Source organism: Halalkalicoccus paucihalophilus (assembly GCF_001593955.1).
In the GTDB taxonomy this organism is placed as follows: Archaea; Halobacteriota; Halobacteria; order Halobacteriales; family Halalkalicoccaceae; genus Halalkalicoccus; species Halalkalicoccus paucihalophilus.
In genome coordinates this window covers 168,068-182,408 of the sequence record NZ_LTAZ01000004.1, presented here as the reverse complement: position 1 = coordinate 182,408, position 14,341 = coordinate 168,068, and the positions used below count along the sequence as shown (strand labels likewise).

Annotated in this window: 16 protein-coding genes; 6 read left to right on the top strand and 10 right to left on the bottom strand. The window is 66.0% G+C overall.

The window, feature by feature from the left end; translation table 11 throughout:
• The first annotated feature begins 67 nt into the window (after positions 1-67).
• Positions 68-709 carry a ribonuclease HII gene (gene rnhB / locus HAPAU_RS06060; protein ID WP_066380696.1) on the top strand — a complete coding sequence of 214 codons (642 nt, stop codon included), beginning with the start codon at positions 68-70 and terminating at the stop codon, positions 707-709.
• A gap of 45 nt (positions 710-754) precedes the next feature.
• Complete coding sequence (locus tag HAPAU_RS06055) at positions 755-1,408, top strand: hypothetical protein (protein WP_066380694.1); 654 nt, start codon at positions 755-757, stop codon at positions 1,406-1,408.
• 9 nt (positions 1,409-1,417) lie between these two features.
• On the opposite strand, the gene HAPAU_RS06050 is transcribed toward HAPAU_RS06055, so the two are convergent.
• Positions 1,418-2,989 (bottom strand): preprotein translocase subunit SecD, encoded by a 1,572-nt coding sequence (locus HAPAU_RS06050; protein ID WP_066380692.1) that lies wholly within the window; start codon positions 2,987-2,989, stop codon positions 1,418-1,420.
• Entirely contained in the window at positions 2,986-3,846 is an 861-nt protein-coding gene (gene secF, locus HAPAU_RS06045) for a protein translocase subunit SecF (RefSeq protein WP_066380690.1), read from the bottom strand. The genes HAPAU_RS06050 and secF overlap by 4 nt, the downstream gene beginning before the upstream one ends.
• Positions 3,847-3,930: 84 nt before the next feature.
• On the opposite strand from secF, the gene HAPAU_RS06040 reads away from it, so the two are divergent.
• The gene (locus HAPAU_RS06040) at positions 3,931-4,248 is read left to right on the top strand and encodes a hypothetical protein (RefSeq protein WP_066380688.1); all 318 of its coding nucleotides are present in this window, start codon (positions 3,931-3,933) and stop codon (positions 4,246-4,248) included.
• Here the strand turns inward: HAPAU_RS06040 and HAPAU_RS06035 are convergent.
• Positions 4,245-4,718 carry a DUF5812 family protein gene (locus HAPAU_RS06035; protein WP_066380686.1) on the bottom strand — a complete coding sequence of 158 codons (474 nt, stop codon included), beginning with the start codon at positions 4,716-4,718 and terminating at the stop codon, positions 4,245-4,247. The genes HAPAU_RS06040 and HAPAU_RS06035 overlap by 4 nt on opposite strands.
• A gap of 37 nt (positions 4,719-4,755) precedes the next feature.
• Positions 4,756-5,268: a hypothetical protein gene (locus HAPAU_RS06030; protein WP_066380684.1), complete on the bottom strand. Its 513-nt coding sequence runs from the start codon at positions 5,266-5,268 to the stop codon at positions 4,756-4,758.
• A gap of 92 nt (positions 5,269-5,360) precedes the next feature.
• Between HAPAU_RS06030 and HAPAU_RS06025 the strand changes: the two genes are divergently transcribed.
• Together HAPAU_RS06025 and HAPAU_RS06020 are read left to right on the top strand one after the other, a co-directional pair.
• Positions 5,361-6,650, top strand: coding sequence for a glucose-6-phosphate isomerase (locus HAPAU_RS06025; protein WP_066380682.1), 1,290 nt, complete (start codon positions 5,361-5,363; stop codon positions 6,648-6,650).
• Positions 6,651-6,743: 93 nt separating this feature from the next.
• On the top strand, positions 6,744-6,890 hold the full coding sequence (locus HAPAU_RS06020; protein ID WP_066380680.1) for a CopG family transcriptional regulator: 147 nt from the start codon (positions 6,744-6,746) through the stop codon (positions 6,888-6,890).
• On the opposite strand, the gene HAPAU_RS06015 is transcribed toward HAPAU_RS06020, so the two are convergent.
• On the bottom strand, positions 6,887-7,345 hold the full coding sequence (locus HAPAU_RS06015) for an NOB1 family endonuclease (RefSeq protein ID WP_066380678.1): 459 nt from the start codon (positions 7,343-7,345) through the stop codon (positions 6,887-6,889). The two genes, HAPAU_RS06020 and HAPAU_RS06015, sit on opposite strands and share 4 nt — an antisense overlap.
• Positions 7,346-7,591, bottom strand: a complete 246-nt coding sequence (locus HAPAU_RS06010) for a PRC-barrel domain-containing protein (RefSeq protein ID WP_066380675.1) — start codon at positions 7,589-7,591, stop codon at positions 7,346-7,348.
• A gap of 123 nt (positions 7,592-7,714) precedes the next feature.
• On the opposite strand from HAPAU_RS06010, the gene infB reads away from it, so the two are divergent.
• Positions 7,715-9,520: a translation initiation factor IF-2 gene (infB, locus tag HAPAU_RS06005; RefSeq protein ID WP_066380672.1), complete on the top strand. Its 1,806-nt coding sequence runs from the start codon at positions 7,715-7,717 to the stop codon at positions 9,518-9,520.
• 24 nt (positions 9,521-9,544) lie between these two features.
• On the opposite strand, the gene HAPAU_RS06000 is transcribed toward infB, so the two are convergent.
• The 4 genes from HAPAU_RS06000 to pepF form a co-directional block, all read right to left on the bottom strand.
• Complete coding sequence (locus HAPAU_RS06000) at positions 9,545-9,931, bottom strand: DUF5811 family protein (RefSeq protein ID WP_066380671.1); 387 nt, start codon at positions 9,929-9,931, stop codon at positions 9,545-9,547.
• An 842-nt stretch (positions 9,932-10,773) separates the two neighbouring features.
• On the bottom strand, positions 10,774-11,241 hold the full coding sequence (locus HAPAU_RS05990; RefSeq protein WP_066380670.1) for a pyruvoyl-dependent arginine decarboxylase: 468 nt from the start codon (positions 11,239-11,241) through the stop codon (positions 10,774-10,776).
• Positions 11,242-11,279: 38 nt separating this feature from the next.
• Entirely contained in the window at positions 11,280-12,497 is a 1,218-nt protein-coding gene (gene pan2, locus HAPAU_RS05985) for a proteasome-activating nucleotidase Pan2 (protein ID WP_066380669.1), read from the bottom strand.
• A 53-nt stretch (positions 12,498-12,550) separates the two neighbouring features.
• The gene (gene pepF, locus HAPAU_RS05980) at positions 12,551-14,338 is read right to left on the bottom strand and encodes an oligoendopeptidase F (protein WP_066380666.1); all 1,788 of its coding nucleotides are present in this window, start codon (positions 14,336-14,338) and stop codon (positions 12,551-12,553) included.
• Positions 14,339-14,341 lie beyond the last annotated feature (3 nt).

The following is a 14,341-nucleotide window of genomic DNA, read 5'->3' as shown; positions in this document are numbered from 1 at the left end:
GATCGGTCGGGAGAGTACCGTTGGACCGTCCCGTCACCTACATTATCTACGCGCGCCAGCGGCGGGTATGGAACGCTTCGGGATCGACGAGGCCGGCAAAGGCCCCGTGCTTGGGCCGATGGTCGCCGCCTGCGTGGTCGCCCCCGAGGGAGCCCTCCCCGAGGGGATCGACGACTCGAAACGCCTTGCGCCCGCTCGCCGGGAGGAACTGGCACGGCGACTACGAAAGGACGACCGGATCACGGTCGGTTTCGCCGCCGTCACGCCGGACCGGATCGACGCGCCCGACACCGACATGAACACGCTGACCGTCGCCGCCCACGCCGAGGCCGCCCGGGAGGTCGTCGAGCGCGGGATGACGGGAATCTGTGACGCGGGCGACGTGAACGCCGCGCGGTTCGTCCGTCGGGTGGGAGAACACCTCCCCGAGGGCGTCGCGCTCGACGGCGAACACGGCGCCGACGGGAACCACGTGATCGTCGGCGCGGCCAGCGTCGTCGCGAAGGTCGAGCGCGACCGGCGGGTTCGTGAACTCGAATCGGAGTACGGCGAGGTGGGAAGCGGCTACCCGAGCGATCCACGGACGAGGGCGTTCCTCGCCGAGTACGTCGCCGAACACGGCGATCTTCCGGCGTGTGCCCGGTCGTCGTGGAAGACCTGCGCGGACGTGCTGGCGGCCGCAGAGCAGGAGACGCTCGCGGAGTTCTGAGCGTGTGACCGTGGTACTATACGTGCGGTAGACGATATCGGGACGATGAGCGACGGGAGGCGAAAGCCGGTGTACGCAGGCGATGACCGACGGACGGGAGACGCACTCCACGAACACGAGGCGTTCTACGATCTCTTCGTCGACTTTATTCAGGGTGGGCTCGCCCAATTCGCGTTCCTCTCCGCGCCAGCGCTCTGGTTCGTCGCCGCGACGCCGGTCTACACCGTCGAGGTCGCGACCGCCGCCGGGAGCACACTCGTCCTCGTGCCGTTCCTCCTGACGATGGCTCGCGGCGGGCACCTACCCCTAGGCCGGTCGTGGCCGGTGCTCACGAACAGGCGACTCGGGACGACGGGCTGGCGGGCGTTCCTGACGCGGTCGGTCTACCTCTCCTCGACGCTGTTGCTCGCCACGATCGGTGGCGTGCTAGCACAGGTCGTAAGCGGCGCGCCTCTCGCGAACGTCCTCGTCGCCGGAACGCTGAGCGCCGCGGCGCTCGCCGCGCTGCCGTCCTTGTCGGGGTCCTCACGACGGGTACGGATCGCCCGGTTCTCATACTGCGTTCTAGGGATCGCCGCAGCGATCGCCGTCTTCGTCCTCCCGTCGGGTACCGACTCGACGGGCGCGCTCGCCGTCGTACTCGTCCTCGTACTTGCGGTCGTCGACACCCGACCGCTGGCCGCGGCGACTCGCCGGTAGGCCGAGCGATCAGCGGTCGGTCGTCAACAGCACCCGGAGGACGTCGCCGTAGGCCGGCCGGGTGACGAGCACGCCGATCAGGACGCCGACGATGGTAAACAGCGCGAAGCCGGTCAGGTCGCCGAGGCTCAGGAAGGCCAGCGGCGACATGGCGATGATGGTGGTCGCGGCCGCGGCACCGATCACCCAGAACGCCTTGCGGAAGCGGCTCTCGAACACCCTTCCCGTACTTACGTCACCCTCCTGGAGGATCTCGTCGGCGATGATGATCAGGTCGTCGACGCCGGTGCCGACGACGGCGATGAAGCCCGCGATCGCCGCGAGATCCAGCGGGTAGCCGACCGCCGCGGCGAAGCCGAGCAGGAGAAAGACCTCGGCGGCCGCAGTCAGGATCATCGGGCCGGCGATCCGCGGGCGGCTGTACCGGAACGCGACCGCACCCGCGACGGCGACGACGGCGACGAACCCGGTGATCAGCGAGTAGAGCTTGAAGTCGTCGGCGAGGCTGGGTTCGAGGTAGTACTGGGTTCCCGCCTCGATGTCGAGCGGTGCGGGCGTCTCCCCGGCCAGCAGGTTGATCCGCAGCTGGCGGACGTCCTCGATCGACTCGCCGCTCATGACGAACCGGGGGTCGTCGACGTACGCGCCCGACTCGATGCTCGCCGCGAGGCTCTCGCCGAGGCTCGCCGAGTAGACCACCTCGCCGTCGACGACCGTCAGCAGGCAGTAGCCCGGATCGTCCCGGTTCTGGTCCCACCGGCAGGACTCGACGCCCTCCTGTGTGAAGCCCGTCTCCTGCATCACCCGCGAGAAGTCCTCGGCTCCCGCCTCGTTCAGCGTGATGCTGATGTGGGGGCCATAGGGCGGTTCGTCCGTCGGTTCGCCGATCGAGTTGATGTCGTCGGGCTGGATCGCCGTAGTGTTTTCATATCCCACCTCGGTCGGATGATGAGCGTAGACCTGGACGAACCCGCGGTCCTCGATCAGATCGATCACCGTCTCGCGGTCCTCGCCGGGCACCTCGATGACGACGAAGTGCTCGCCGGTCGACGAGGTCGATTTCCGGACCTCTCCCGCCGCGAACGGCGACCGACTGATCTTCTCCTCCAGTACCTCGACGGCGTCGTCGACGGTGTCCTCGGTCACGCCCCGTCGGACGTCGCCCTCCTCGACGTCGTAGTTGCTCGCCCGAAGCGCCGCGAGGAACTCCTCCTCGGTGACGGTTTCAGTCGTGATCTCGATGGTCCCGTCGTCCTCGACCTCGGGTTCGCCCGGGTAGGCGTTGACGTTCCGGACGCTGATGCCCAGTTCCTCGGCGACCTGGGATTCGATTTCGGTCTCCTGGCCGGCTTGGACATCTAGTCCCTCTGCGGTGAGGCCGGCAAGCGGCGCGCGGATCCGTGTCCCACCGGAGAGTTCGAGACCGAACTGGAGGTTCGTCGGGCCGGTGTCGGCGGTGGGTTCGCCGCCGGCGTCGTCGGGCCCGAACCCCGGGGCGAAGAGAACGACCGCGCTGATCGCCACGAGCACGACCAGCAGGCTGATCCGCCAGTGCTTTCGGACGAGGTCGAGTGCGCTCATCGCCCGACCCCCTCGTACTTGTACCAGCGAAGCAGGCTCACGTTGAGCAGGTAGGTGTTCATCAGGTCCGCGAGCAGGCCGAAGACGAGGACGATCCCGATCGCCGGGAGCAGCGGGATCGCAAACAGCGTCGCGACGCTCGTCATCACGAGCATCGCGAGGATCGACGTGACCGTCATCGTGATCCCGGTGCGCATCGCCCGATGGGTGCTCTCGTAGAAGTCGCCGCGACGGCGCAGGACGTGGTTGTTGAGAAGCAGGTCCGAGTCGACGCTGTAACCGATCAGCATCAATAGGGCCGCGACGGTTCCCAAGGAGAGTTGGATGCCGAAGAGGTTCATCAGCGCAACGGGGATGACGATGTCGCTGAAGGCGGAGAGTACGACCGCGATCGAGGGGACGAACGTCCGGAACATGAGGGCAACGAGGACGCTCATCCCGACGAAAGCGATGGCGACGCCGACGACCGCCTGGTACTGGGTCTCCGCGCCGAAGGCCGCAGAGGTACTCGATATCGAGGTGACGGTGAAGCCAGCCTCCGTGGCTTGTTGCTCTATCGCTCCGGTATCGGTCGATTGGAAGGTGACGATGTATTCGCCCTCTTGGGTGGCGATCGACTGAATCGAGACGGGTTCGGTCTCGAAGGCGGCCACGATCTCCCCCCGGGGGGCGTCGGTCTGAATCTGGAGTTCGGTGCCGCCGGTGAAGTCGATCCCGGGATCGACCGGCGTCCCCGTGGCAACCCACATCCCCGCGATGACGAGAAGCGAGAGGGCGAGAAGAGCAATAGGGACCGCCGCGAGTTGACGGTTCGAGTACCGGGAGTATTCGACCACCGGCACCGTCGAATCGAGCATGGTTTTCGGTGTGATGCGGCCAAAAATAAACGTTTGTATCCGATCAGGTGTGGCGTTTTTGCCCTTCGAGCCCGTATCCGGGCTATGGCACCGAACGACGCGGCAAGAGTCGTCGTCTCCTATCCCGAGGACCTGAGCGACTGGGGCAGGTTCCAGGTCGAGAAACCCGCGTTCCGGGCGTATCTCACGAAGACGCTCGGGGAGGTCCGCGAGGGCGACGAATGGGAGGAGTTCGTCGGCGTGGGCTGCTGTGGCAACACGCTCGACGTCCCGCTGAGAATCGAGCGAGTCAAGGGCGGCACCGAGGTGACCCGCGACACCGGGATCGAGTACGTGGTTCGCGAGGCCTGCGGGATTCAGGGTGGGTGGTTGGTCCAAAGTGCCGGCGGCCCGACGGCTTAGGGCAGATATCGTATGCTGACGATCCCCTCCTCGGCACGGATCTCGACCCGGTTGACGCCGTAGCGCGCCGCGCGTGCGAGCGTCTCCTCGTCGGCGAGGACCTCCGAGACGGCCTCGTCGGTCCGCTCGGGGGGTACCGTCAGAACGTGAATCTCGCCGGTCCCCGCCCGCTCGGTCCGGGTGACCTCGCCCACCCCCTGTCCGGCGGCGATCTCGCGCTCCTGGTTCGTCGGAGGCTCCTCGCTCTCGGCGACCGACAGCACCCGGCGCTCGTCGATCTCCCGGAGTTCCCACGTCGCCTCGACCGGCAGTTCGGGCGCGATCTCTCCCTCGATGGCTTCACCCTCCTCGAGACCCGGGTTGGTAGAGAGCGTGTGAACCTGCCCGGTCTCGACGTCCCTGAGAATCGCGGCGTCCTCGTCGACGTGCGTCACCAGAAACGTCCCGCGCGTCCCGTCCGTGTCGACCATACCCGAAAGAGATCGCGGATCCCTTTGTCGATTTCGCCTACCGAAAGCGGCGGTGGAGGACGAGGACGAGAGCGGCCGCGAGAAGCGGCGGAACGAGCCCCAGCAGGGACGGGAGGGCGTAGAGCGCGCCGACGACGGCCCCCAGACCGCCGCCCGTCGGCTCCTGGAGGTCGGGCGGGACCGAGATCACGAGGCCGAGATAGAGCGCACCGATGAAGAGGAATCCACCGACGGCGAGGGCGGTGTCGTAGGCGGTGCCCGAGCCGAGGCGTTTCCTGTGGCGCCGTGCGACCAGCAGGACTGGCGCGAGGATCGGCGCGATGACGAGCAGTCCCACGAGGACGAAAAACGAGCGCACGAGCGTGATCGTCTCGGAGGCTCCGAGGGTCGAAGCGACGATGCCGATCAGCGCGAAGGTAAACAGCAGCGTTAACGAGAGCGAGAGGAGGGCGCCGACGACGACGTAGGCCTTATAAAGGATGGAGTCGCTCGCCCCGTAGGAGTAGCGAAACGACCCGAGCAGGCCCGAATACGTCCTCTCCTCTCCCATTACCGGAGGTTGGGACGGCGATCGAATAAGCGGCCCGGTCACGAACCGAGGAGGGTCACAACCCTTTTGCGCCGTCCGTGCGCGGTCGACGTATGGAAATCGACATCGGCAACGCCTTGCACTCGGTCGCCACCCCGGGCGTCTCGCGCGAAACGCTGGAACGCCTCGACGAACGGGTCGCCGACGCCCACGACCGGATCGGGACGGGAATCGACGGACGCGAACACGGCTACGCCGCACTCGCGCTGCCCGAGACCGCCGACGCGGAGGCGATCCGGACGGCGGTCGACCCGATCGACTGTGAGGCCCTCCTCATCGTGGGGATCGGCGGCAGTGCGCTCGGCGCGGCGACGATCGCCGACGCCCTTGACGTCGATATCGACGTCTACACGCTCGACAACGTCGACCCCGAGTATACCTCCCAACTGCTCGACTCGCTGGACCTCTCGCGGACGGCGCTGCACGTCGTCTCCCGGTCCGGAACGACCGCCGAAACGCTCGCGAACTTCCTCGTCGCCCGCGAGGCGATGGAGTCTGTGGGAGTGGACTGGACCGAACGCACCCTCGTCACGACGGGCGGGGAGGGGAACCTGAGAGCGCTCGCCGAGCGCCACGACCTGCCCGCTCTGGACGTTCCCGCAGGTGTTCCGGGCCGGTTTTCCGTGCTCTCGACGGTGGCACTTCCGGTCGCGGCGCTGGGCGGGGGCGACGTCGAGGGACTGCTCGCGGGGGCGGGTACGGAGGCCGAAACGCTGTCGGGTTCGCTGTTCGAGACCCCCGCCTACGCCTACGGTGCGACGACCTACGCGCTCGCCGAGCGGGGCTGGACGGTCAACGCGATGATGCCCTACGCCGAGTCCTTAGAGACCTTCGCCGAGTGGTTCGCACAGCTGTGGGCCGAGAGCCTCGGCAAGGACGGCGTCGGGCAACTGCCGGCGCGCGCACTCGGCGCGACCGATCAGCACTCCCAGCTCCAGCTGTATCGGGCGGGCCCCCGGAACGCGATGGTGACGCTCGTTCGACCCCGAGAGCGTGCCGATGTGACGATCCCCGAAACCGAGCTGGAGGGGCTGGCGTATCTCGGGGGCTCCTCGCTCGGCGGGCTACTCGACGCGGAGTTCGAGGCGACCGAGGCGAGCCTGGCGGCGGCGGCCCGACCCTCGATCCGGATCGAACTCGAGCGGGTCGACGCCCACGGACTCGGTGAATTGCTCTACGGCATGGAGGCGGCCTGCATCCTCGCCGGGGAGCTGTTTTCGGTGCCGACCTTCGAACAGCCGGCCGTCGAGTGGGGCAAACGGGCCGCACGGGGCCTGCTGGGCGGCGGGGAGTTCGAGGAGGCACGCGCCGTCGAGGAGAAGACCCGGCTCGTAATCGACTGAGCGGATTTGGTTAATATTTCGACATGTAATCCGCGCAGAGATGTTCTGGAAGTCTGACATAGATTTATATCTATTGCCGTCGTAGGATGAACCATGTCCCAGCGGTACAGCCTCGTGTGTGACGATCGACTGGCGGCGGAAGTCGACGCCATCGCACGGGAGTACGAACTCACCGAGACGGAAGTCCTCCACCAACTCGTCACGATCGGACTCGAACGGCGCGAGACGGCCGCGCGCTAGTTCGGGTTCTTGCGTGCGAGCGGGCTCCCACAGATCTCACAGCGGTCGCGCTGCTCGTCGAACTCCCGACCACAGCCCTGACACTGGAACGTCCAGCGGCGCTGTTCGGTGATCCCCTCGCGGGCGATCACCTCGACGTCGACGTTGAGTTTCTCTGCGACGTTCTGCATCGCGTAATCGTCGGTCACGAGGGTCCCGTCGAGTTCGAACGTGGTCGCGACCAACCGGATGTCGGTATCGGAGAGTTCCTCGAGGTCGCCGAGTTCGGCTGCTGCCCTCCTGACCGTATCGATCGTTTCGTCGGTCGGGATGTGGATATGCATCCCCGAACCCTCCATCGCGTCGTAGCGGTAGGCGCTCTCGTCTTCCAGTTCCTCCCTGACGAGCGGGATGCTCGCCGTTTGGTTCGTGGTATGATACTCGTGGATAAAAGCCGAGGAGTCGAGGACGTACATTTACCGCTGGACGACGATGTAGTCTTTGACGGCCTGCACCCGAGAAACGGGCAGTCTGAGGCGGTTTTCGTCGTCGAGTTCGAGGCCGAAATCCGCCGCGGTGATGTCGTCGTTCGGGGTGACGACGAGGTCGTGGAGCTCGCCGCTTTTGATATCCATCGTGATGTTGTACAGCATTCCGAGTTCGGCACCGTCCGCGCCCATGACCGCCTTTCCGGAGAGGTTCTCCGCCAGTATTTGGGACATACCCCACAGAAGAGAGCCGACGCTAATAAACGCCACGGGGCCGATTTTTCGGGGTTCGCTCGCTACGATGGACTTAACTACCGCGCCCCGTTCGGCTAGAACACGAACTTCTCGGGTGGTAGGATGTCGGATACAGATACAACACGGACGTCATCGTCGGGGCTCAGAACACCGATCGTCGCCGTTCTCGGACACGTCGATCACGGAAAGACCAGCTTGCTCGATAAGATCCGCGGCTCGGCAGTGATCGAGGGCGAAGCCGGCGCGATCACCCAGCACATCGGGGCGACCGCCGTCCCCTTAGAGACCGTCTCGCGGGTCGCCGGCCGACTCGTCGACCCCGACGACTTCGATCTTCCGGGGTTGCTCTTCATCGACACGCCGGGCCACCACTCCTTTACTACCCTCCGGTCACGCGGGGGCGCGCTCGCCGACATCGCGATCCTCGTCGTCGACGTCACCGACGGCTTCCAGCCCCAGACTATCGAGGCGATCAACATCCTTCAGGACTCCTCGACACCGTTCGTCGTCGCCGCCAACAAGATTGATACGGTACCGGGCTGGAATCCCCGGGAGAACAGCCCCGTCCAGGGAACGTACGACGCCCAGAGCGATCGGGCGCGCTCGCGACTCGACGAGCGCCTCTACGAACTCATCGGCGAGCTCTCTGATCACGGCTTTTCCGCCGACCTCTACTGGCGGGTGCAGGACTTCCAGAAGAACGTCGGGGTCGTCCCCGTCAGCGCCGAGACCGGGGAGGGAGTTCCGGACCTGCTCACCGTGTTGATGGGGCTCTCCCAGCGATATATGAAAGACGCCATGCAGATCGACGTCTCGGGGCCCGGCGCGGGCACGGTGTTGGAGGTCAAAGACGAGAAGGGCTTCGGGGCGACCGTCGACGTGGTGCTGTACGACGGCACGATCCGGGAGGACGAGACCATCGTCGTCGGCGGGACCCACGAGCCGATCGTCACCGACGTCCGCGCGCTGCTCCAGCCCCGACCGCTTGCCGAAATCAGAGCGGAAAGTCGGTTCGACCGTGTCGACGAGGTGGGTGCGGCGGCGGGCCTGAAGATCGCCGCGCCCGACCTCGAGGAGGCGATGGCGGGTGCGCCCGTTCGTGTCGTGCGAAACCGCGAGATCGACGACGTGATCGCGGAGGTCGAAGCCGAACTCGCGGAGGTCGAAGTGAGTACCGAAGAGGAGGGCGTCGTCGTCAAGGCCGACACCCTCGGGAGCTTGGAGGCAATGGCCAACGCGCTGGCCGAAGCCGAGATCCCGATCATGCGCGCGGAAGTCGGCGATATCGCACCGCGGGACATCTCGGTCGCGAGCACCGCCGATGAACCGGTTCACCGGACGATCCTCGGGTTCAACGTGGACGTACTGGGTGATGCGAGCCGTCACGCAGACGAAAGCGAGGTCCGGATCTTCCGCGACGACGTGATCTACCAGCTCGTCGAGGAGTACGACGCGTTCGTCGAGGATTCTCGACGGGCTCAACAGGAAACGATCCTCGAGAACATCACGCGACCGGGCCGGTTCCAACTGCTCATGGACCACACGTTCCGCCAGAACGACCCCGCCGTCGTGGGCGTCGAAGTGTTGGGCGGTACGGTCAGGAACAACGCGCAGGTCGCGAAGTTCGAGGGCAACGAACCCACGCGTGTGGGACGGATCAAGGGGATTCAAGAACAGGGCGACGACGTCGACGAGGCCCGACAGGGAAAGCGCGTCAGCGTCGCCATCGACGGACCGACCGTGGGCAGACAGATCGAGGAGGGCGACGAGCTCTGGATCGAAATCCCCGAGAAACACGCGAAGATCTTAGAACAGGAACTCACCGAGGACATCCCCGCCGACGAGCGCGAAGTCCTCCAGATGTACCTCGACAAACAGCGCCGCCGGGACCCCTTCTGGGGGAAGTGAGGTCGAACGCCGTCGAAATCGGGACTACCGCGCGGTCGGCGAGACGTCGTCGCTGATCGCGTGTTTGACCTGAAGGGCGGCGCTCGCGGCCAGTCCGCGGGCAACCTCCTCGCGGTCGTTCTCGGTGATGTACTCATCGCTCTCGAGGTCGGGCTGGAAGCCGGCGCTGATCGGGTGGCCGACCGGCGGCTGAACCGCCACCATCGCCTCGGGGCCGCCCTGACCCTGACTGACTTCCGCCCCGACGACGTACTCGTCGGGCAGGTACTCGCGGACGCGACGGGTGATCGCCGAGAGATCGGCACGGAGCGTCCGGCGTTGATCCGCCGTGAGTTCGGGCACCTCCTCGGGCATGCGCTGACCGGCGGTCGTCGTCTCCGGCAACCCGGCGTACGGCGTATTTCCGTTCATGAACTGGAATCACCCGCGATAGGCGCCCCCACATCAAAAGTCCGTCGGCCCCTCATCCCGTCGCCTCCACGAGCGCGACGATCCGCTCGCGAAGCTCCGTGGGGTCGGTCTCGAGCCCGAGGAGGGTCCCGATGTCGAGTCCCGCGGCGGTGGGGACGAACCTCCCGAGGGCGTCCTCGGCGGGGTAGACCCCGCCGGCGACGTAGGCGGTGTCGTTTTCGGGCATCCAGACCGCGAACACCCCCTCCGCGTCGAGGGGGTCGCCGTCGGATTCGATCGTCGTCGAGACGCCGTAGGCGTCGACCTCGCGGGAGAACGACGGGATACCGATCTCACCGCGATACTCGACGATCTCGCCGTCGACCGCGGGGAGGGGGTCGGTCGTCTCGACGCGCTCGATCGACTCGAGGCCCTCCTCGCGGAGTTCGGACTCGATCCCTTCCATGGCGTCGTCGACGAGCCGCTCCGGGGTGGCAAACGGCCGGCCGATTCCTTCGAGCGTCATGCGCGAGGCGACGAACCGCGCGAGGCTGCGGTCGATCTCGTTGCCGGTCAACCCGGCGACCGAGTCACGCAGTTCTGTGTACTCGTACGAGTAGCGCCGCTCGTGGACCGAGAGGGCCTCGATCCCCCAGTAGGAGACGCCGTACTCGTCGCTTCGCTCGTAGAGACGGTCCCACCCCGCTAACGCCTCCTCGTCGACCGTCGGCCACGGATACGCCTCACGGGCGCTCCCGAGACACCCGCTGAGAGCGAGCGCACCCGCTCCGGCGACGCCGCCGAGGAGTTCTCTGCGTTTAACGACCGGAGAAACTCGAAACGAACTGATAGTTATGGAGCGCCTATCGGATCGGACGCCCCTCGCCGTAGACCGCGAGGACCAGCGCCGTCGCGAACCCCTCTTCGGGTTCGATAGCTGTGACGGCGCTCTCGACGCCCCCTCCCGACCACCCCCGGAGGTCCATCCCGGCAGCGATACCGTCTTCGACGCGTTCACGCGATTCCGCGGGCGATTCCTCGCCGGCGGCCTCGTAGAAGAGGCCGGGACCCGCCTCGCTTTGCGCCCACGCGAGGGCGGCGCTGACACGGTGATCGGCGCTCGTCGCGCGGGCCTCGACCACCGTGAGACCGTCCCCGATGGATCCGAGATCGGGGGCCGTATCGACGAACTCGACGCTCGCGTCGGCGGGGATGACGGAGGAGACATGCGTGAGGTTGTAGTTGTGGACGTTAGCCTCGGCGAGGGCAGCGTCGTACGAGGCCATCTCGGTGGGGGCGGTGGCACTGCCCCGAACGATACGGATCTCCATGTCCGCACTCGGCCCGAGCGAACCAAAGGGGGTTCGGTTTAGTAGACGTAGTATCGCGGGTCGTTCTCGGCGTCGGTCGCGACCTTCTCGAGGGCCTCCTCGAAGTCCCCGGTCCGGACCTCGGTGCGGTCGTCGCGAACCGCGAACATCCCCGCCTCCGTACAGAGGCTCGCGAGTTCCGCGCCGCTGAATCCGGCGGTGTCCTCCGAAAGGGCCTCGAAATCGACGTCCTCGGCGACGTTCATCTCCTCGGTGTGGATCTCGAGGATCCGTTCTCGTCCCGCCGCGTCGGGTTCGGGGACCTCGATGAGGCGGTCGAACCGGCCGGGTCGGAGGATGGCCCGATCGAGCATGTCGAAGCGGTTGGTCGCCGCGATGATGCGGATCTCGCCGCGCTCGTCGAACCCGTCCATCTCGTTCAACAGCTGCATCATCGTGCGCTGGACCTCCGCATCACCGGAGGTTTTCGACTCCGTGCGGGTGGCGGCGATGGCGTCGATCTCGTCGATGAAGACGATCGCGGGTTCGTGTTCGCGCGCGAGTTCGAACAGATCGCGGACGAGGCGCGAGCCCTCGCCGATGAATTTCTGAACCAGCTCCGAACCGGCCATCTTGATGAAGGTCGCGTCGGTCTCGTTGGCGACGGCCTTCGCGAGCATCGTTTTCCCCGTGCCCGGCGGTCCATACAGGAGCACGCCGCCCGGCGGTTCGATCCCGACCTCCTCGAACTGCTCGGGAGAGTTGAGCGGGTCCTCGACGGCCTCCCGTACCTCGCGGATCTGCTCGTCGATCCCGCCGATATCCGAATAGGAGACCGCGGGGCTCTCCTCGACGGTCATCGCCTGTGCGCGGGCGTCGGTCTCGACGTCGAGGGCGGTCTCGACGCCGAAGGAGTCGTTGACCGCGACCCGATCGCCCGCCGAGAGCTCATCGGCGAGCGCGGGATCGATCTCGGTCACGACCTCCTGGTTGGTTCCGTGTTGCTTGATGATCGCCCCGTCCTCGGTGAACTCCTCGACCGTGGCGACGTACAGCGAGGCGGTCTTCAGCGCACCGTTCTCGCGTTCGAGTTCGTCGACGCGCTCGTGGAGCGTCTCGCGGCGGTCCGTCGCGTCCTCGATTCGCTCCTCGAGCTGGTCGTTGATCCGGACGATGTCCGTGTAGTGTTCGCGCAGGGCGGCGAGCTGTTCGCCCTCGGACATCTCGGGGTCGAGGTCGAGGCGCGGCCGGTCGGGAACAGAGGGGCTATGGGCCATTGATGTCCCCTCTAGGAAAGCGCGTCAAAAGTGCCTTTGGGTGTCGGCCGATCCTACAACAGCGATCCCATCTCGTCGAGGTACTCGTCGTACACCGAAAGCGCCTCGGCGATCGGCTCGGGCGAGCGCATGTCGATTCCCGCGATCTCGAGCAGTTCGAGGGGATACTCGGTCGATCCCGACCGGAGGAACTCGCGGTAGTCCGCGGCCGCGGGTTCGCCCGCTTCGAGGATCCGCTCGGCGAGCGCGACTGCGGCGCTGATCCCCGTCGCGTACTGGTAGACGTAGTACGCTCGGTAGAAGTGGGGGATGCGCATCCACTCGCGGGCGATCCGGTCGTCGACGATCACGGGCTCGTAGAAGTCGCTTTTCAGCTCGCCGTAGAGTTCCTCAAGCGCGTCGGGGGTGAGCGCACCGCCGTCCTCGTCGATCTCGTGGGCGCGGTGTTCGAACTCCGCGAACATCGTCTGGCGATACAGCGTCGAGCGAAAGCGCTCGAGGTACTCGTTCAATACGTGCAAGCGGAACCGTTCGTCCTTGACGGTGTCGAGCAGGTGATGCGTCAAAAGCGCCTCGTTTACGGTGGAGGCGACCTCGGCGACGAAGATCTCGTAGCCGCTGTAGACGTAGGGCTGGTGCTCGCTGGTGAGTTGCGAGTGAAGCGAGTGGCCGAGTTCGTGAGCCAGCGTGTACATCGAGGGGATATCGTCCTGATAGTTCATCAGGATGAACGGTTGGGTATCGTAGGTGCCACCCGAGTACGCGCCCGCCTGCTTGCCGGCGTTCTCGTAGACATCGACCCAGCGCGAGTCGAGTCCCTCGGCGACCCGGGACTGGTACTCCTCTCCGAGCGGCGCGACGGCCTCGACGACGTACTCTGCGGCCTCGTCGTACGCGATGTCTGGGCTTTCACCCTCCGCGACCGGCATGTAGAGGTCCCACATCCGTAGTTCCTCTACCCCGAGCGCCTCGCGTTTCAACTCGCTGTGGCGATGGAGCGTATCGAGATTGTCGTGAACCGTCTCGACGAGGTTGTCGTAGACCTCGACGGGGATGTTCGGCCCGTCCATCGCCGCCTCGCGGGCCGTATCGTAGTTTCGCGCTCGGGCGAGTTTCACGTCGGCTTTCACGCTGTTCTTGTACGCGCTGCCGACCGTGTTTCTGACATCATCCCACGTGTCGTAAAAGGCCTCGTAGACCTCACGGCGGAACTCCCTGTCCCGACGCTTCTGCAGTTTCGTGAAGTTGGCCTGCGTGATCTCGATGGCTTCGCCGTCGCGCTCGACGGTGGGAAACTCCAGATCCGCGTTCGAGAGCATGTTGTAGATCTCGCCCGACGCCCCGGTGACCTCGCCCAGTTCGGCAAGGAGGCCCTCGATCTCCGCCGAGCGGGTGTGGGGTTTCATCCGCAGTACGTCGTCGAAGTAGTGGGCGTACTCCTCCAAGGCGGGTTCCTCCTCGATCAGTGCGTCGAGTTCGTCCTCCGAGAGCGCCTGCAGTTCGGGCTCGATGAAGCTCGCGGCGCTCGACGTTTCCGAAGCAAGCGACTGCGATCGGGCGGTTAGCGCCTGGTACTCCTGATTGCGGGTGTCCTCGTCGCGGCGCATGCGCGCGTAGGCGGCGACCTGCGAGAGGTCACGCATCACGTCCTCGCGGAGCGTGAGTAGCTCGTACAGCGTCTCGCCGTCGTCGGTCGTCTGCCCCTCGTAGGCTTCGAGCTCCGGGATTCGCTCGGTGAGCGACTCGTAGGCGTCCTCCCAGTCGTCGTCGCTCGCGTAGATACTCTCGAGATCCCACGTGTACTCCTCGGCGATCTCCTCGCGTTCGGGAACCGAACTCATTAC